This is a genomic window from Psychrobacter sp. M9-54-1 (assembly GCF_016613355.1).
Taxonomy (GTDB): Bacteria; Pseudomonadota; Gammaproteobacteria; order Pseudomonadales; family Moraxellaceae; genus Psychrobacter; species Psychrobacter faecalis.
In genome coordinates, this window is the sequence record NZ_JADGFW010000026.1 from 41281 (window position 1) to 57596 (window position 16316).

The window sequence follows — 16316 nt, forward strand, 5'->3', positions numbered from 1 at the left end:
TGCCAATTAAATGGCAGCCCTTTTTTTTGAAATGCTCTTAAATTATAGCCAACCCAAGCGTTTAAAGTTAAAGTATAAAAAGCTACATAACGAGATAATAACTGCCATGATAACCAGATAAGAATACTGCCAATGCAGCTCAGGCATAAAATCAAAGTTCATGCCATAGATACCAGCAATCGCTGTCGGCACCGCTAAAATACCAGCCCAAGCAGCGAGTTTACGTACCACCTCATTCTGTCCCATATTTACCATGGCGAGGTAAGTATTCATGACCACGCTAAGCATTTCATTTAAGCCATTAATCGCATCTAAAGAATGCAGTAAATGGTCATTCACATCTCGGAAATAGGGTTTTGCAGCATGAGAAAACGGCGATATCAAATCGCTTTTATCGTGATTAATAAAGAAACTACAGATATCTTGCACGGGTAAAATCACTGCCCGCATATGCACAAGCTGGGATTTTAATTCATACAGATTTCTAAGCGTTTCTTTATTAAACTCATAAGTAAAAATATTGCGTTCTTGCTCGCGTAGATAACTGCCTAAGCGATCGGTAATCGGCATATAGTTATCGACGATAAAATCGAGAATGGCATGCAGGACAAAGATAGGTCCCATGCGCAGCTTTTCTGGGCGGCGATGGCAATGTTCGCGCACCGGCGCGTAAGAGTTCGATGGCCCATTACGAATGGTAATTAGATAGTTTTTGCCCATAAATATCGCCGTGGTGCCGTAGCGAATGACGTTGTCTTCGAGCTTGGCGGTACGCAGCACCACGAATATCATGTCATTATCGTAGTTTTCAACCTTTGCGCGCTGATGATCAGCAAAGGCGTCTTCAATCGCCAATTCGTGCAGCTCAAAGGCATCTCTAACTTTTACCATGGTCTCTAAACTTGGGTCATAAAGACCAAGCCAGATAAATTGCCCGCTATTACTTAAAGCGCGACTGACATCATTTAGGCCGATTTTATTGACTTTTTCGCCCGTTTTACGCGAGTAGGCGTAGCAATTGACCACTTCATCATCGCTCGATAAGTCGATATCTTCATAGCGCTCAGAGTCGGGATCATAGACGGTCATTGTCTCAATCGTATCTTCGACCGTCGCATCGGCGTCGCCATAAATATAGCTGTCATAGCTGGCGTAATTGTCTAAATAAGAGCGCTCATCGCCCATACTGGTGTCGATAAGGCTGACATTAGAGTCAGGTGTGATACGCGTTGTCGGTTTGACAATCAGGTCATCATCTTGGTTCATACCTTCTCCTTTAGTCGGTGGCTAATATTAAATAAATGTTAAATAAACGTGAAATAAAAGAAGTTATGACATGGGCTAAAACATCTTTAGCCCATTAATTTATGTCCCTCACCTTTTTTATATTGCTTCTCTGCAAACTACAATGCATAACGTTTTAGCGTGTCGATATCCACCAAACTTAATAAGCTTTCGTGACAAGCTTCGAGCTTTATCTGCGGCGCAATATCGAAGTCTAGTGCTTCAACCCAGCGTAGTGCGCAGATACACCAGTAATCACCAGGTTGCAGGCCAGCAAACCCATACTCAGGCAGCGGCGTAATCAAGTCATTACCGCGACTGGCAGAAAAGTTTAAAAATTCGCTGGTCATCTTCGCACATACAGTATGCTGACCGACGTCATGGTTGCCGGTATGACAAAAGCCATTGCGATAATAGCCAGTAATAGGGTCAAAACAACAGCTGGCGAGGGCAGTGCCAAGGACGTTGGTTTGGTTGATGGCAGGGTTTGGGTGGTAATCAGATGACATAAGGCTTTCCGAGATAAAAATATGCTTTAGTGTAACATGAGTCTAGCGATAAGGCGTTATCAAGCAACAGATGGTAAACGCTTTACAAGGTTTAATTACGGTTTATAAGACAGGCCGCTTCTTCGTTAAAGAATAAGTTTAGGAGACAATGAGTTTAATGCATCATGCGTTCGCAAAATAATTAGATGGCAATTGGGTTCAATTGTTACTAGGCGAAGCTTGGCTGCTATGCTAAACTAAAGCATAAAGTGCCTTGATTATTTATCGATTATTTATCCTAGTTTTCTATCGCATAAATTTTAGCGCATAAAGATACTCGTCTTATCATCCTAACTTATACTTATTACTCACCCTTTTGCGGTCACCTAGTTTGCTTATAGATAATTGGGTCGGTGATGTTGCGCGTCAAAAATACAAAACGCCTTCTATCACTGCCATTATAAATACGATCTTTTAGTACCGCATTAGTACCGCGTTTTTGGTAAGCGCTACGCCAAACAAGGATTCATTGTGTCTGTCAGTTCTGATTCTGCAAAACCTGCCCAGTCAAATACGACAAAACCAGCGGCGACTCAGCCTGCTGATAACCGTGCTGCCGCTAATGGCCTGCCATATCTCAGCAATTTTGCCAGTGACGTTGCTAATAACAGCTGGCTGCTGCCTGATGGGGTCGTCGATGTGTTGTTTGAAGATGCCCATAAGCAAGAAGTACTAAGACATCAATTGATCCAGCAGCTTATCAATCATGGCTATGAGTTGGTCAATCCGCCAATGATTGAGTTTACCGAGTCGTTATTGAGTGACGCTTCAGAAGATTTAAAGCGCCAGACCTTTAAGATTATCGATCAGCTGACCGGTCGTTTGATGGGCGTGCGCGCGGATATTACCCCGCAGATTTTGCGTATTGATGCCCATCACGGCGGTCATGGGATTGCGCGTTATTGCTATGCAGGCGACGTCATTCATACCTTGCCTTCAGGACTCTTTGGCTCGCGTACACCGCTACAGCTCGGTGCGGAGATATTTGGTTGCGGCGAGCTTGCAGCCGATATCGAGCTGATAGATGTGCTGTTTAGTATGGTCAATAGCTTAGATATGAGCGCCGCCCTACATATTGACTTGGGTCATGTGGCGATATTTAAGCGTTTGGCAGCACTGGCTGAGTTGTCGGATAATGACACCGAGCAATTGATGCATCTTTATGCCAATAAAAATTTACCTGAGCTAAAACGTGTCTGTCAGTTACTGACAATGGGTAATGATTTTTACGCATTGGCGCGCTTTGGTCATGATATGGCAAAACTGTTAGACACCCTGTCAAATACTGCTAAGCAAGATACACACATCGTGACGGCTGTCGATGAGTTGCAACGTCTAAAGACTCATTTAGAAACGCAGTGGCAGACGCCAGTCAGTATCGATGTGACCGAACTGTCGGGCTATCATTATCATACCGGTATTATCTTTAACGGCTATATCAATAGTGAAACCCAGCCGCTGGTACGTGGTGGGCGTTTTGATGGTATGCAAAGTGTTGGTCAATTAAGCGCAAAGCAGCCACGTCAAGCGACAGGCTTTAGTATGGATGTCAGCCGTTTGTTGGCGCATACGCAGCTTGAGTCACCAATTATTGTATTGGTTGATTATGAGGCATTACAGCAAGCTAATGCTGATAAAGCGCAAATGCAGAATCTATTACAACAGGTCACAAGCTTACGTCAGCAAGGTTACCGCGTCACTATGCCATTAACGGCTGATGACTGTCCAGCAGCGCTGACACACCGTTTAAACTTTGTAGATAATGAGTGGCGGCTAGAAGCGGTTTCAATTTAAAAAAACCGTTACGCTCACAACCAGTTTGAATAAGGCTTATTTATTGAAGCTTATTTATTAAATTTTGAAAAACAGACAGTGAATAACATATCATTTCTTAATACTAATTAAGTTTTGCTAAGTTGTTTTAAAATTATTGCTGCACACACCTCAATACATAAAGGTAAGGATTAATCATGGGTAAGAATGTCGTAGTTTTGGGTAGCCAATGGGGCGATGAAGGTAAAGGTAAAATTGTTGATTTACTGACCGAAAAAGCCTCAGCCGTTGCACGTTTCCAAGGCGGGCATAATGCCGGTCACACCTTAGTTGTCGATGGCAAAACCACCATCCTACATCTGATTCCTTCAGGTATCTTGCGCGAAGGCGTAACCTGCTTTATCGGTAACGGCGTGGTGCTAGCGCCTGACGCTCTATTAAAAGAGATGAAAGCCCTAGAAGACAAGAACGTGCCAGTCCGTGAGCGCCTACGTATTTCACCAAATTGTCCATTAATTATGCCTTATCACGTGGCGCTTGACCAAGCACGCGAAGCTAAGCGCGGCACGGGCAAAATCGGTACCACAGGTCGCGGTATTGGTCCAGCTTATGAAGATAAAGTTGCACGCCGTGCAATTAAACTTGCTGACTTATTCCGTGATGACTTAGAAGAAAAACTGCGCAATCTAATCGAATATCATAACTTCCAGTTGACGCAGTACTATAAAGTGGACGCCATTGATTTTGATGAAACCTTTAAGCTTTGCCAAGAATGGCGCGAGGAAATCAAAGGCATGGTTACCGATGTGACCGAAGACCTAAACCAGCTACGTCTTGCTGGTAAAAACCTAATGTTTGAAGGCGCGCAAGGTACCTTGCTTGATATCGACCATGGTACTTATCCGTTTGTGACCAGCTCAAGCGTCACCGCGGGCGGCGTATCGACTGGTACTGGTATTGGTCCATTGTATTTAGACTATGTATTAGGTATCACTAAAGCCTATACTACGCGTGTTGGCAGCGGTCCATTCCCAACTGAATTGTTCGACGATGTTGGTGCGCATTTGGCCAAAGTCGGTCATGAGTTTGGTGCAACCACCGGCCGCGCGCGTCGCTGTGGTTGGTTCGATGCTGAATCATTACGCCGTGCCGTGGTACTAAACTCTATGTCAGGTATCTGCTTGACTAAGCTTGACGTATTAGACGGCTTAGAAGAGCTATTAATCGGTGTCGGTTACAACTTACCTGAGACTGAGTGTGCAGGCGCGCATGATGCTGAATTCTATGAGTCAGTCACACCTAAGTACGAAACCCTACAAGGCTGGAGCGAGTCAACGGTTGGTATCACAAGCTATGACGACCTACCAGAAAATGCTAAAATTTACATCAAACGTATCGAAGAGTTGATTGGTTGCCCAGTTGATATCATCTCAACCGGTCCTGACCGTGAAGAAACGATTGTATTACGCGATCCGTATGATGCTTAAATATTAGCTGGCTTTGATTGAATAATAAAACCCTAATGCTGAGCATTGGGGTTTTTTAGTAGAAATAAATTATAAATATTTGCTAAATGAGCGTTAAATTCTGGCTTTATGCAAGTGACTTTCCTAAATTAACCCTATCATTTATATCGTCAACCATTATAATAGGCAGCAATCCTGTGTTGGCACTCAGGTTGCCGCATTGGCAAATAAAAATGGCTTAATTTAGCCGATACCAACACAGTGGCCAAAGACATAACAATTTATTTCTTATCCAACCCACTCTTAATAGGAGCTTTTCATGGCTAACGAACGTACTTTATCTATCATCAAACCTGACGCAGTAGCTGGCAACCACATCGGCGCTATCTACGACCGTTTTGAAAAAGCGGGTCTAAAAATTGTTGCCGCTAAAATGCTACAACTTGATGATGAAAAAGCAGGCGGTTTCTACGCTGAGCACGCTGAGCGTCCATTTTACAACGACCTAAAATCTTTCATGATGTCAGGTCCAGTATTGGTATCAGTGCTAGAAGGCGAAAACGCAATCGCTAAGCACCGTGAAATCATGGGCGCAACTAACCCAAAAGACGCTGCTGAAGGCACTATCCGTGCTGACTTCGCTAGCAGCATCGATGAAAACGCCGTTCATGGTTCAGATTCAGCGGAATCAGCAGCCCGTGAAATCAGCTATTTCTTCAATGAAGATGAAGTTTGTGCACGTACGCGTTAATAGCAGCAGTTATTGATAATCGCTTTGATGCTGGTTATCGATAATTAGTGTAGCAAGACGGCTTATATCTTTTGGTATAAGCCGTTTTAGCTATAATAGTTTGATTCTATATTGAAATTCTTAAAGATCTGCCTCATTATTAGCTTTACAAGCATAATCAATCCCTTATCAGCATATTTTTATCAGTTTTAAGTATTCACCAATATATCGATAAAAAATGCGCTCATAACGGATTGCTTATGCCCTTATACATCAGATGTATGATTAACTGGCAACGCCCATCTCAATAATTGTAGCGCTTATTTTAGTGGCTGCAAAAAGGTTACCTATTATGTCCACTCTCGAAACTCCTATCCAACATATCCCAGCACAAACTGCTAAAAAGCCTGCCAATAGCATCAAGCTTGTCGATGAAGCACAAGCAAAAACCAACTTATTGGGCATGACGCAAGCACAACTGGCCGATTATTTCAAAAGTATTGGCGAAAAGCCGTTTCGTGCGACGCAAGTGATTAAATGGATTTATCAGCATGGGGTAACCGATTTTGAGCAAATGACCAATTTGAGCAAATCCTTGCGTGATAAATTATCCGCCCATGCTTGTGTCATGCCGCCAAAGGTCATTCATCGTCAATATAGCGATGATGGCACGCGTAAGTGGGTCTTTGAAGTCACGGGTGGTTCATTGGTTGAGACGGTATTGATTCCGGCAGATGATAGCAAGCTGAACGGTCGCAAAACCTTATGTATATCCTCGCAAGTTGGCTGCGCGCTAGACTGTAGTTTCTGCAGTACTGGTAAGCAGGGTTTCGAGCGTGATTTAACGCCTGCCGAAATTATTGGGCAGTTATGGGTGGCGAACGCCTCTTATATGAGCGATGACAATGACAGTTTGGAAAACGTTGACCATAGTTTATGGGAAAATAACGTCACCAACGTCGTGATGATGGGCATGGGTGAGCCTTTATTAAATTACAAACCCGTGGTTGGCTCGATGGAGCTGATGCTAAGCGATCATGCTTACGGTTTATCAAAACGCCGTGTGACGCTATCGACTTCAGGCGTGGTGCCAAAAATGTACCAATTGGCGCAAGATATTGATGTGGCATTGGCGATATCCTTGCATGCACCAAACGATGAGCTACGTAATGAGCTGGTGCCGATTAATAAAAAATATCCGTTAGATGAACTGATTGCCGCGGCAAAAAACTATGTATATGATGTCAATCCGCGTCATAAAAAGCATGTCACGATTGAATATGTCATGCTTGATGGCGTCAATGATAGCAATGAGCATGCCCATCAACTGGTGGCATTATTAAAAGATTTGCCAAGTAAGATTAACCTGATTCCGTTTAACCCGTTCCCGCATGCGCCGTATGATAAATCGAGCAATAACCGCATTCATGCCTTTAGCGATATTTTAAGCCAAGCGGGTTTTGTGTGTACCATTCGCCAAACGCGCGGTGATGATATCGATGCCGCTTGTGGTCAATTGGTTGGACAAGTGGCGGATAGAACGCGTCGTTCAGCAGCGTGGCAGCAAAGTATTAAAGAACGTGAAAGTATTTAATACCTTTTTTATTGTCCAAAGTTAGGAAGTTAGGATTAAATATTTGCTGATTGACAAGTGAGTAGGTAAGGCAATGAATTGAATTGCTTAACTGTCGTTTTTATCTCACAACGGTAATAAAATGTAGTTACGAGCATCAATAACAAAGAGCAGCACAATTAGTATCAACTAAATTGTACTTATGGGTGCTAAATCTATTAAACTGATGCCTCGATGATCGAACGCATTGACCCACAGTTTTATGATGGCGGCTACGATGACTTTAAAAACTCTTTGTCAGTTCAAATATCAAACCTTACTTTCTCAACCGGCGCAGCAATCAGCTGTTAGTATTGGCCAAACGCGCGGCGCAAAAGTTATTTTGTTAGCCAGTGCGTTAAGTGCTTTGTTATTAAGCGGTTGTCAAAGTACGACGACCACAGATTTGATGGGTAATGCACCTTATCAAACGTCGACGCGACCGAGCGACAATCGCAATTTAGATCAGCAAGAAATTGCTCGCGTTCGCACGTCACTTGCTGCACAATATATCCGCAAAAATGAGCTCGATACCGCCCAGCGCCAACTTGAAAAAGCCTTTGCTGCTGATAGCCGTTATGCGCCTGCCTATGATATGATGGGCATTTTGTTGCAGCAAGAGGGCAGTCGCCTAAATCTTGCGAAAGCCGATCAATACTTTAAAAAAGCCATTATGTTAGATAAAGATTTTGATCAAGCGCACAATAATTACGGCGTTTATCTGTCGCAAATGAAGCGCTATAAAGAGGCGGCGGAGCAGTTTGAGATTGCAGGGGCGGCGCTTGGCTACGAAGGCCGAATTGGGGCGTTAGAGAATTTAGGGCGTACCTATCTTCAGCTCAATGATCATCCAGCCGCTGCCAAAGCATTTTTACGCGCTTTAGATGGCAACCGTAATAGTGTGATTGCGCATATTGAACTGGTTGATTTGCTACTTGAGCAGCAACGTGTACAGCAGGCTCAAAGGCTCTATGATGAAACCTTGCTACTGGTACAAGGGCAGGGTATTAGCCCGCGTCTGCTATTACAGGGTATCAAACTTGCCGCGGCACAAAATAACATAGCAACGCGCCAGCAATTGGCTCAGCAGCTTTTATCTGCTTATCCACTAAGCGATGAAGCAAAACAACTTAAGATTTGGCTTAATAATCCAGAGGCACCATGGAAATGACCACCCCATCATCAAACACACAATCTAACGCTCAGGGATCATTTGGTGCCATGTTGCAGCAAGCCCGAAAAACCAAACAAGTCAGTTTAGAAGAGGCTGCTGCCGAATTATTTATCTTAAAACGTCATTTACAAGCGCTCGAAAATGAGAATTTTGCGGATTTACCACAAGCGGCGTTTGCGCGGGGTTTTGCAATTAACTACGCTAAGTTTTTGGGTTTAGATCCCATAAAAGTAGCGAGCAGCTTTGATGCCGCTTATCCTAATGAGCTAAAAGCGCGCGCGCCTCAGAATATTGAGTCGCCACTACGCCCGATGGGTACCTTGCAGCGCGATACTCACAATCGTATTCGTTTTAATCCCTTATTAATCATCGCCGTGATTGGCGTTATTATTTTAGCGATTTTCTTATTTCGTATGGTGTCTAACGCCAGTAAAGACAATAATGAGCAGCCAGTAACGACCAGCGAAGACATCTCAGCGCTAGAACAAGCGCAAGGCGCGGCGATTGATACCGATAGCAATGACGTTGGTGCGTCTGGCTCGGCGTTGAATTTGGGCGGTGAAAGTACGGCAGCCGCTACGCTCGACGTGAAGCTGACCGATACCGCTGTTGTGGTAATTACCGATGCCTCGGGTAGTAATCTGATGAATGGCTCGCAAACTGCTGGCGATTATAAATTATCAGGTACACCGCCTTTTAACGTACAGATTGATAATGTTAAAAATGTCAGCTTACTGCTTAATGAAGAAGCCGTGGCGTTAGACAGTTATGCCACAGGTACGCAGGCCAGTTTTGAGCTTGCGCCTTAATATTTAATAGCTATTAAACTTAAGACAATGATTGTTCTTAACAAGCTGTTAGCGTTAAAAAGTAATGTTGGTTTCCAGATTTTAGTTTCAATTCGTTCCAATTTGTTCCAATGAAAGGGTTTGTCTATGTCAACGTCAGCGCCTATTAACCGTCGTCTTACCAAAAAAATATATGTTGGTGATGTCGCAATCGGCGGCGATGCACCGATTAGTGTGCAAAGCATGACCAATACCGATACTTGTGACGTAGAAGCGACCGTTGCCCAAATTGAGCGCTGCGTCGAAGCGGGTGCGGATTTAATGCGCGTGTCGACACCGACGATGGACACCGTCAACGCCTTTGCCGAAATTCGTAAGCGCGTCAGCGTACCCCTTATCGCAGACGTACATTTTGATCATAAAATCGCCCTAGCGGTTGCCGCAGCGGGCGCCGATTGTCTGCGTATCAACCCTGGTAATATTGGTAGCGACGCCAAAGTCCGCGAAGTGGTTGCTTGCGCCAAAGATTACAATATTCCGATTCGTATTGGTGTCAACGCTGGCTCCTTGGAAAAAGACATTCAGCGTAAATATACTGAGCCAACTGGTGAGGCGATGCTTGAATCAGCCATGCGCCATATTGATATTTTGGAGCGTTTAAACTTTGATCAATACAAAGTCTCGGTAAAAGCCAGTAATGTATTTTTGACTTTAGATGCCTATCGTCTGATTTCTGCGCAGATTGATAATCCGCTGCATTTAGGCGTCACCGAAGCGGGCGTGTATCGTACTGGCGCGGTGAAATCTGCCATTGCCTTAGGCGGTCTGTTATTAGACGGCATCGGCGATACCATTCGTATCTCTTTAGCGGCTGAGCCAGAAGAAGAAATTAAAATCGGCTTTGATATTTTAAAATCGCTTAATATTCGCTCAAATGGTGTTAACTTTATCGCTTGCCCAAGCTGCTCGCGCCAAGAGTTTGATGTGATTAAAGTAATGACCGCATTAGAGTCGCGTTTAGAAGATATCCGTGAGCCGATGAATTTATCGGTGATTGGCTGTAAGGTAAATGGTCCAGGTGAAGCAAAAGAAGCGGATATTGGTATTGTTGGCGCCGCACCAAAATCACTGGTCTACCGTATGGGCGAAAAGAGTCATTTGATTGATACCAATAATTTGGTCGATGAAATCGAAGGCATGGTACGTGCGCATGCCGAAGATTTGGCAAAAAAACGTGAGAATGAAATCATTCGCGTAAAATAAGTCGTCACCCTGATTTGTTTTGCTATTAAAATAAAGCGCGATTATTAATAAAAACCATCATTACCAATAAAAAGTATTAGAGATAGCTTGTTAAAAATTTAAGGATGCGACCGTACTATGATTAAAGCAATCAAAGGGTTTAATGATATTTTGCCTGAGCAGTCCGCAAAATGGCTGCACTTAGAGTCGATATTGGCAGATGTATTGGGCAGATACGGTTATGAGCATATTCGCCTGCCTATCGTTGAGCAAACCGACTTGTTTGCGCGTGCTATCGGCGGCGCAACCGACATCGTCGAAAAAGAGATGTATAGCTTTACCGATAAGTCCGAGCCGCCAACGCCATTGGCATTGCGTCCAGAAGGCACGGCAGGGGCGGTACGCGCGGTCATTGAGCACAATTTGCTGCGCGGCGATACGCCAAAGCTTTGGTATATTGGCCCGATGTTTCGCTATGAGCGTCCACAAAAAGGTCGCTACCGCCAGTTTCATCAATTGGGTGTCGAAAGTTTTGGTAGTGCGCTACCGGATGCCGATGCCGAGCTGATTGCTATGACGCATTTGATGTGGCAAGAGCTTGGTCTAAAAGATGAGATGCGCTTAGAGCTTAACAGTTTGGGCGAGCTTGATGAGCGTCATGCTTATCGTGAAGCGTTGGTTGCATATCTAACTGATAAGCAAGAGCAGTTAGATGAAGACAGCAAACGCCGCCTGACGACCAATCCATTACGTATTTTAGACAGTAAAGAGGCGAGTACCCAAGCGCTATTGGCAGAGGCGCCAAAGCTTGCTGAGTTTTTAGGCGCTGAAAGTAAAGCGCATTTTGAACAAGTGCAAGCGTATTTAACCGCACTTGGGATTGAGTTTGAGATTAATCCGCATTTAGTACGTGGACTTGATTACTATAATAAAACCGTGTTTGAATGGGTCACTGATAAGCTTGGTAGCCAAGCGACCGTTTGTGCCGGTGGCCGTTACGATGGTTTGGTTGGCCAATTAAAATCTATCGGGATTCCTGATGATAAAGGGAATAATAAGCCCGTGAAATCTGAGCCAGCCGTTGGTTTCGCCATGGGACTTGAGCGTTTATTGTTACTTATCGACGCTGTATCACCGATAGCAGAGTTGCCCGCTTGTGATGTTTTTGTGGTTGCCCATCCAGAAGTTTATAGTGCGGGTATAAGTTATGCGCAAGCGCTGCGTTATAGCCGTCCTGACCTACGCGTAAAAATGGCGAGCGCAACCAGCTTAAAAGCGCAAATGAAAAAGGCTGATAAATCGGGCGCGGCGTTGACAGTGATTATCGCTCAGCAGGAGCTCGATGATAATACCATTAGTATCAAAGACATGCAGACGGGTGAGCAAAAAACAGTCGCGCAAGATTGGTTGTCAACTAAAGACAACTTCGTTCGTTAATAAGCGATTGTGGCTTTAGCATTAAAAATTTCATATCAATCTTATCAGGTAAAAATATATGGCTCTGACACCCAATTCGCCAAATGCAGACAATTCAATGCAAGCGTTAAAGCAATATGGCAGCTATATTGTCACTGCGATTTTATTGGCGTTAGCAGCCTATTTTGGCTGGACGTATTGGCAAAATAACCATGCGCGCGTCGATACGGTGGCCGCCGACCATTATGCCGATATTCAACGTTTAAATGAAGAAGTCAACCTTGCGTCACAAAACCCAGACTTAGAAGCAGAGGCGCAAGCGTCACTGGCTGAGAGCCGTAAAAAGCTAGATAAAGATATTGATGCTTTAGTAAGCACCCATGGTAATTCTGTCTATGCGTGGCAAGCGCTAATGATTAAAGCGCGTCAGCAAGTGGACAGTGATGATTTTAAAGGTGCGGGTGAGACCTTTAAAAAGGCACTGGCAATCGATTTGGGTGATGCAGGCTTAGAAGCGATTACCCGTCTGCGCTATGCCAAAACACTATTGGCAGCGGGCGATGCCGATGCTGCTTTAGCTGAAGCTAATAGCGATATGCCAAGCTCGTTTGAGGCAAGCCAGCAAGAACTATTGGGTGATATTTATTTGGCACAAGACAATAAAGATGCGGCGATTAAATCTTACAATAATGCTTGGGAGTTGTTACGTAGCCGTCAAGAAACGCGTGCAGTATTGGCATTAAAGATGGAAAGTCTCGGTATAGTGCCTGAACCTATTGAGTCGCAAGCTGGACTTATCCAAGAACCTGCTATGCCTGCCCAGCCAGTCGCAGCCGATGGTGAAAATGCGGCAGACAATAATAAGATAGAAGCTGGCGCATAAGCCAGTTGTTAAAAAGATACCAAAACCAAATATTAAAAAAATAGCAAAAACGCTAATGTGCTAATAAAGAAAAATTGCAACACGATAAAACGTTGTACAAACCCTTTTAAAACTAAGTAGCGCAGTGAGTTAAAGAGGTAGTATCAATCATAAGTGCTTATTTATTATACTTATTATTGTGTGCCACTTATTTACTGCTAACTAATTTATTCATAATTACTTTATTGGTAGTGAGAACCTATAATGACTCAAGCTATTCGCTCAAACAAAACGATAAACGTTAAGACAATCAAAACGACGGCCATGCATGTCGCCGTCATCGCAGTGATGGCAACGGCAGTCGTTGGGTGTAATCGAGGTATCAAACCAGTCGTCAATGAGCCTGTAAAGTTGGTACAAATTTCGCAGCCAATTAGCGTGCTGCAGCCGGTTTTTAGTACCGATGTCGGTAGCAAAAAAGCCAGTAGTAAAGATCCTCTTAGCTTGCAAGTAGGTTATGCCAACTCGCAAATTGTGACGGCCTCGCGCGGTGGTGATTTGACTGGCTTTGATAGTAAGGGTCAGCGCCTATGGTCAGTCAATGTAGGCGATCAAATCACCGGTGGCGTGGCATTAGATGCTCTTAGTCAGACGGCTATTGTGAGTACACGCAGCGGTTTGGTGATGGCATTTGATAGTGCCACTGGCGCTAAGCGCTGGCAACAGCAATTAACCGGTACGGTTTTGACGCCAGCGTTAATCAGCAATAACCGAGTAATTTTATCGGCCAATGATGGTTTCTTGCATGGTCTGTCGCTACAAAACGGTCAGTCTGTTTGGCAGTTTGCCACCCAAGTACCTCCTATCAGCGTACGCGGTACAGCAGCGCCGACACTGTTAGATGATAAAACTGCACTCCTAGCAACGGCTGACGGTCGCTTGCATGCTATTACTATTGATAATGGCTTACCGCAGTGGTCACGCCGCGTTGGCGTCGGAGCGGGTAGTAGCGAAGTTGAGCGCATGAGCGATGTCGATGGTATGCCGATTGTTGATAATAATCAGTTATTTGCTATCAGTTATAGTGGTCAGCTGCTCGGTATTGATCTAGCTTCGCGTCAAGTCATGTTCGTCAATGAACTTGCCAGCTTAAAGTCACTTGCGGTCAATAATCAGCAAGTTATTGCGACCAGTTTAGACGGTAAAGTGGTTGCTTATAACCGCAGTAATGGTGAAGTGTTGTGGGAAAGTGAAGAGTTGGCTTATCGTCACCTTACCAATCCTGTGATGATTGGCAATTATATTGCGGTTGGCGACTTTGACGGGGTCGTACATTTATTTGACCCTGCAAGCGGCAAAATCGTTAGCCGCGTGCAGACCAAAGGTGCTTTGACCAATTTGCAAGTACAAGGCAGTCTGTTAATGACCCAAAGTACAGCAGGACAAGTAGCGATTTGGCAATTAGCACGCTAGGTTTGTTATAAGTAATGGCTTATTTAAACGTCTATGTTCTAAAGCGATGTTTTAAAACAATGCATTAAAACTAGTTGTCGAATAAAGCGTTAAATAAGCATACTGGTATTAGGTTCAAGAAAAACGCTGCTTTGTCAGCGTTTCGTGCCTTGTGTAAATTGCTTGTTTAAGTAGTGGCTTTCGCGTACTCTATGCGACCGATACGTGGTAGGCGCTAATCGTATAAGTCATGACGATTGATTGGTCATGATGCTTAAATGCTTGAGCTATTTATAATTGGGGTAACACCTTAACCAACACTTATAGCAACTGCTTAACGCAAAAAGCCCAGTGTTATTTGCCATTGTTTTATCTTTACCATTTATTTAAATTCGCGGTCGAAGCGTTATTGTTCTTAGTATAAGCGTAAACGCTGCGTCCGCCATTGTACACATCACTGTGTCTTTCACTGAGAGTAACCCATGAGTATCAAGCCTGTGGTCGCCTTAATTGGCCGTCCAAACGTCGGTAAATCTACCTTATTTAACCAGTTCACTAAAAGTCGGCAGGCATTGGTTGCTGATTTATCAGGGCTGACTCGTGACCGTCAATACGGTGATGCGACTTATGAAGACAAATCCTTTATCGTAGTCGATACCGGCGGTATTGGTGAGGCAGACGATGGCAGCGGCAACATTGATGACTATATGTCTGAGCAGTCGCATACCGCCATTCATGAAGCCGATATTATCGTTTTTGTCGTTGATGCGCGCGCCGGTATGATTGGTGCCGATGCTGAGATTGGTAAGTTTTTGCACACCTTAGGCAAGCCTGTTTATGTCGTCGCCAATAAAGTTGATGGCGTACATGATGCGGCGCCTGCAGAGTTTTATGCGTTAGGCTTGGGTGAGCCGTATCCAATGGCGGCCAGTCATGGGCGCGGTGTCGGTAACTTGCTAGAAGTGTTGACCGCTGATATGCCAACGCAAGAAAATGTCGTCGAGCCAAGAGGGCTGAAGCTTGCCATTATCGGTCGTCCAAACGTTGGTAAATCAACGCTGGTCAACCGTTTATTGGGTGAAGACCGCGTGGTGGTGTTTGATATGCCCGGTACCACGCGCGATAGTATTTATATTCCCTATAAACGTGATGGCAAAGATTACGTCTTGATTGATACTGCTGGCGTACGTCGCCGCGGTAAAATCGATGAAAAAGTAGAGAAATTCTCAGTCATTAAAACCTTGCAAGCGATTGAAGATTCTAACGTAACCATCATTGTGATTGATGCTCATGAAGGCATTGTCGACCAAGACTTAAATATGATTGGTTATGCGCTTGATGCAGGGCGCGCATTGGTAGTGGCCATTAACAAATGGGATGGTCTGACTCAAGATCAAAAAGACTATATCAAGATTGAGATGGACCGGCGCTTTAACTTTATCCCCTATGTTAAAGTGCATCAAATTTCAGCATTACACGGTACTGGGGTAGGCAACTTATATCCTTCTATCTTGCGCGCTTATCAATCGTCGATGTTTGAGGTATCAACCAATCGCTTGACGCAGATTTTACAAGATGCGGTCACGGCCAATCCGCCGCCAACGGTTGCTGGTCGCCGTATCAAGCTACGTTTTGCTCATATTGGTGGTCATAATCCGCCGGTGATCGTGATTCATGGTAATCAAACGTCTGCGCTGCCAAAAAGCTATCAGCGCTATCTTGAAAACCAATTCCGTCAAGTCTTTAAGCTTGAAGGCACACCGCTGAATGTTATATTTAAGCAAAATGAAAACCCGTACGCCAATAAAAGTGATACGCCAACCAAAGCAAAAGCGCAGCAATTACGCCAACGTGAACGCAATCGCGCGCAAAAATTTACCACCAAAGATAAGCCCAGATTTACCAATAAAGATAAAAAGCGCTAATCAGATAATATGCTAAGTGTCTTTAATTCTATAGGAAACAAAGA

Annotated in this window: 13 protein-coding genes; 11 read left to right on the forward strand and 2 right to left on the reverse strand. The window is 44.2% G+C overall.

Annotated features, from left to right (window positions below):
• Positions 1-42: 42 nt before the first annotated feature.
• Entirely contained in the window at positions 43-1266 is a 1224-nt protein-coding gene (corA, locus tag IQ457_RS10790) for a magnesium/cobalt transporter CorA (protein WP_200663194.1), read from the reverse strand.
• 137 nt (positions 1267-1403) lie between these two features.
• Positions 1404-1793: a DUF2237 family protein gene (locus tag IQ457_RS10795; protein WP_200663196.1), complete on the reverse strand. Its 390-nt coding sequence runs from the start codon at positions 1791-1793 to the stop codon at positions 1404-1406.
• Positions 1794-2303: 510 nt separating this feature from the next.
• Between IQ457_RS10795 and IQ457_RS10800 the strand changes: the two genes are divergently transcribed.
• The 11 genes from IQ457_RS10800 to der all read left to right on the forward strand — a co-directional run bounded on the left by IQ457_RS10800 (position 2304) and on the right by der (position 16272).
• Positions 2304-3626: an ATP phosphoribosyltransferase regulatory subunit gene (locus IQ457_RS10800; RefSeq protein WP_200663198.1), complete on the forward strand. Its 1323-nt coding sequence runs from the start codon at positions 2304-2306 to the stop codon at positions 3624-3626.
• Between the two features lie 176 nt (positions 3627-3802).
• Positions 3803-5092, forward strand: coding sequence for an adenylosuccinate synthase (locus IQ457_RS10805; RefSeq protein ID WP_200663200.1), 1290 nt, complete (start codon positions 3803-3805; stop codon positions 5090-5092).
• Between the two features lie 298 nt (positions 5093-5390).
• Positions 5391-5822 (forward strand): nucleoside-diphosphate kinase, encoded by a 432-nt coding sequence (gene ndk / locus IQ457_RS10810; RefSeq protein WP_102076375.1) that lies wholly within the window; start codon positions 5391-5393, stop codon positions 5820-5822.
• A gap of 331 nt (positions 5823-6153) precedes the next feature.
• Positions 6154-7395: a 23S rRNA (adenine(2503)-C(2))-methyltransferase RlmN gene (gene rlmN, locus IQ457_RS10815; RefSeq protein ID WP_200663202.1), complete on the forward strand. Its 1242-nt coding sequence runs from the start codon at positions 6154-6156 to the stop codon at positions 7393-7395.
• A gap of 256 nt (positions 7396-7651) precedes the next feature.
• Positions 7652-8584, forward strand: coding sequence for a type IV pilus biogenesis/stability protein PilW (gene pilW, locus IQ457_RS10820; RefSeq protein ID WP_242465422.1), 933 nt, complete (start codon positions 7652-7654; stop codon positions 8582-8584).
• On the forward strand, positions 8575-9396 hold the full coding sequence (locus tag IQ457_RS10825; RefSeq protein ID WP_446737543.1) for a helix-turn-helix domain-containing protein: 822 nt from the start codon (positions 8575-8577) through the stop codon (positions 9394-9396). The genes pilW and IQ457_RS10825 overlap by 10 nt, the downstream gene beginning before the upstream one ends.
• Before the next feature lie 126 nt (positions 9397-9522).
• On the forward strand, positions 9523-10638 hold the full coding sequence (ispG, locus tag IQ457_RS10830; protein WP_068407683.1) for a flavodoxin-dependent (E)-4-hydroxy-3-methylbut-2-enyl-diphosphate synthase: 1116 nt from the start codon (positions 9523-9525) through the stop codon (positions 10636-10638).
• A gap of 117 nt (positions 10639-10755) precedes the next feature.
• Positions 10756-12054, forward strand: coding sequence for a histidine--tRNA ligase (hisS, locus tag IQ457_RS10835; protein ID WP_144297277.1), 1299 nt, complete (start codon positions 10756-10758; stop codon positions 12052-12054).
• 58 nt (positions 12055-12112) lie between these two features.
• Complete coding sequence (locus tag IQ457_RS10840; protein WP_242465423.1) at positions 12113-12916, forward strand: YfgM family protein; 804 nt, start codon at positions 12113-12115, stop codon at positions 12914-12916.
• 243 nt (positions 12917-13159) lie between these two features.
• Positions 13160-14368 (forward strand): outer membrane protein assembly factor BamB, encoded by a 1209-nt coding sequence (bamB, locus tag IQ457_RS10845; RefSeq protein ID WP_200663206.1) that lies wholly within the window; start codon positions 13160-13162, stop codon positions 14366-14368.
• A 461-nt stretch (positions 14369-14829) separates the two neighbouring features.
• Complete coding sequence (gene der / locus IQ457_RS10850; RefSeq protein ID WP_193031882.1) at positions 14830-16272, forward strand: ribosome biogenesis GTPase Der; 1443 nt, start codon at positions 14830-14832, stop codon at positions 16270-16272.
• The last annotated feature ends 44 nt before the right edge of the window (positions 16273-16316 follow it).

Bases quoted from the DNA above. Each gene is read 5' to 3' on its own strand.
- pilW (WP_242465422.1), top strand. From the start codon at position 7,652: ATGACTTTAAAAACTCTTTGTCAGTTCAAATATCAAACCTTACTTTCT.
- corA (WP_200663194.1), bottom strand. From the start codon at position 1,266: ATGAACCAAGATGATGACCTGATTGTCAAACCGACAACGCGTATCACA.
- rlmN (WP_200663202.1), top strand. From the start codon at position 6,154: ATGTCCACTCTCGAAACTCCTATCCAACATATCCCAGCACAAACTGCT.
- bamB (WP_200663206.1), top strand. From the start codon at position 13,160: ATGACTCAAGCTATTCGCTCAAACAAAACGATAAACGTTAAGACAATC.
- ndk (WP_102076375.1), top strand. From the start codon at position 5,391: ATGGCTAACGAACGTACTTTATCTATCATCAAACCTGACGCAGTAGCT.
- der (WP_193031882.1), top strand. From the start codon at position 14,830: ATGAGTATCAAGCCTGTGGTCGCCTTAATTGGCCGTCCAAACGTCGGT.
- IQ457_RS10840 (WP_242465423.1), top strand. From the start codon at position 12,113: ATGGCTCTGACACCCAATTCGCCAAATGCAGACAATTCAATGCAAGCG.
- ispG (WP_068407683.1), top strand. From the start codon at position 9,523: ATGTCAACGTCAGCGCCTATTAACCGTCGTCTTACCAAAAAAATATAT.
- IQ457_RS10805 (WP_200663200.1), top strand. From the start codon at position 3,803: ATGGGTAAGAATGTCGTAGTTTTGGGTAGCCAATGGGGCGATGAAGGT.
- IQ457_RS10825 (WP_446737543.1), top strand. From the start codon at position 8,575: ATGGAAATGACCACCCCATCATCAAACACACAATCTAACGCTCAGGGA.
- IQ457_RS10795 (WP_200663196.1), bottom strand. From the start codon at position 1,793: ATGTCATCTGATTACCACCCAAACCCTGCCATCAACCAAACCAACGTC.
- hisS (WP_144297277.1), top strand. From the start codon at position 10,756: ATGATTAAAGCAATCAAAGGGTTTAATGATATTTTGCCTGAGCAGTCC.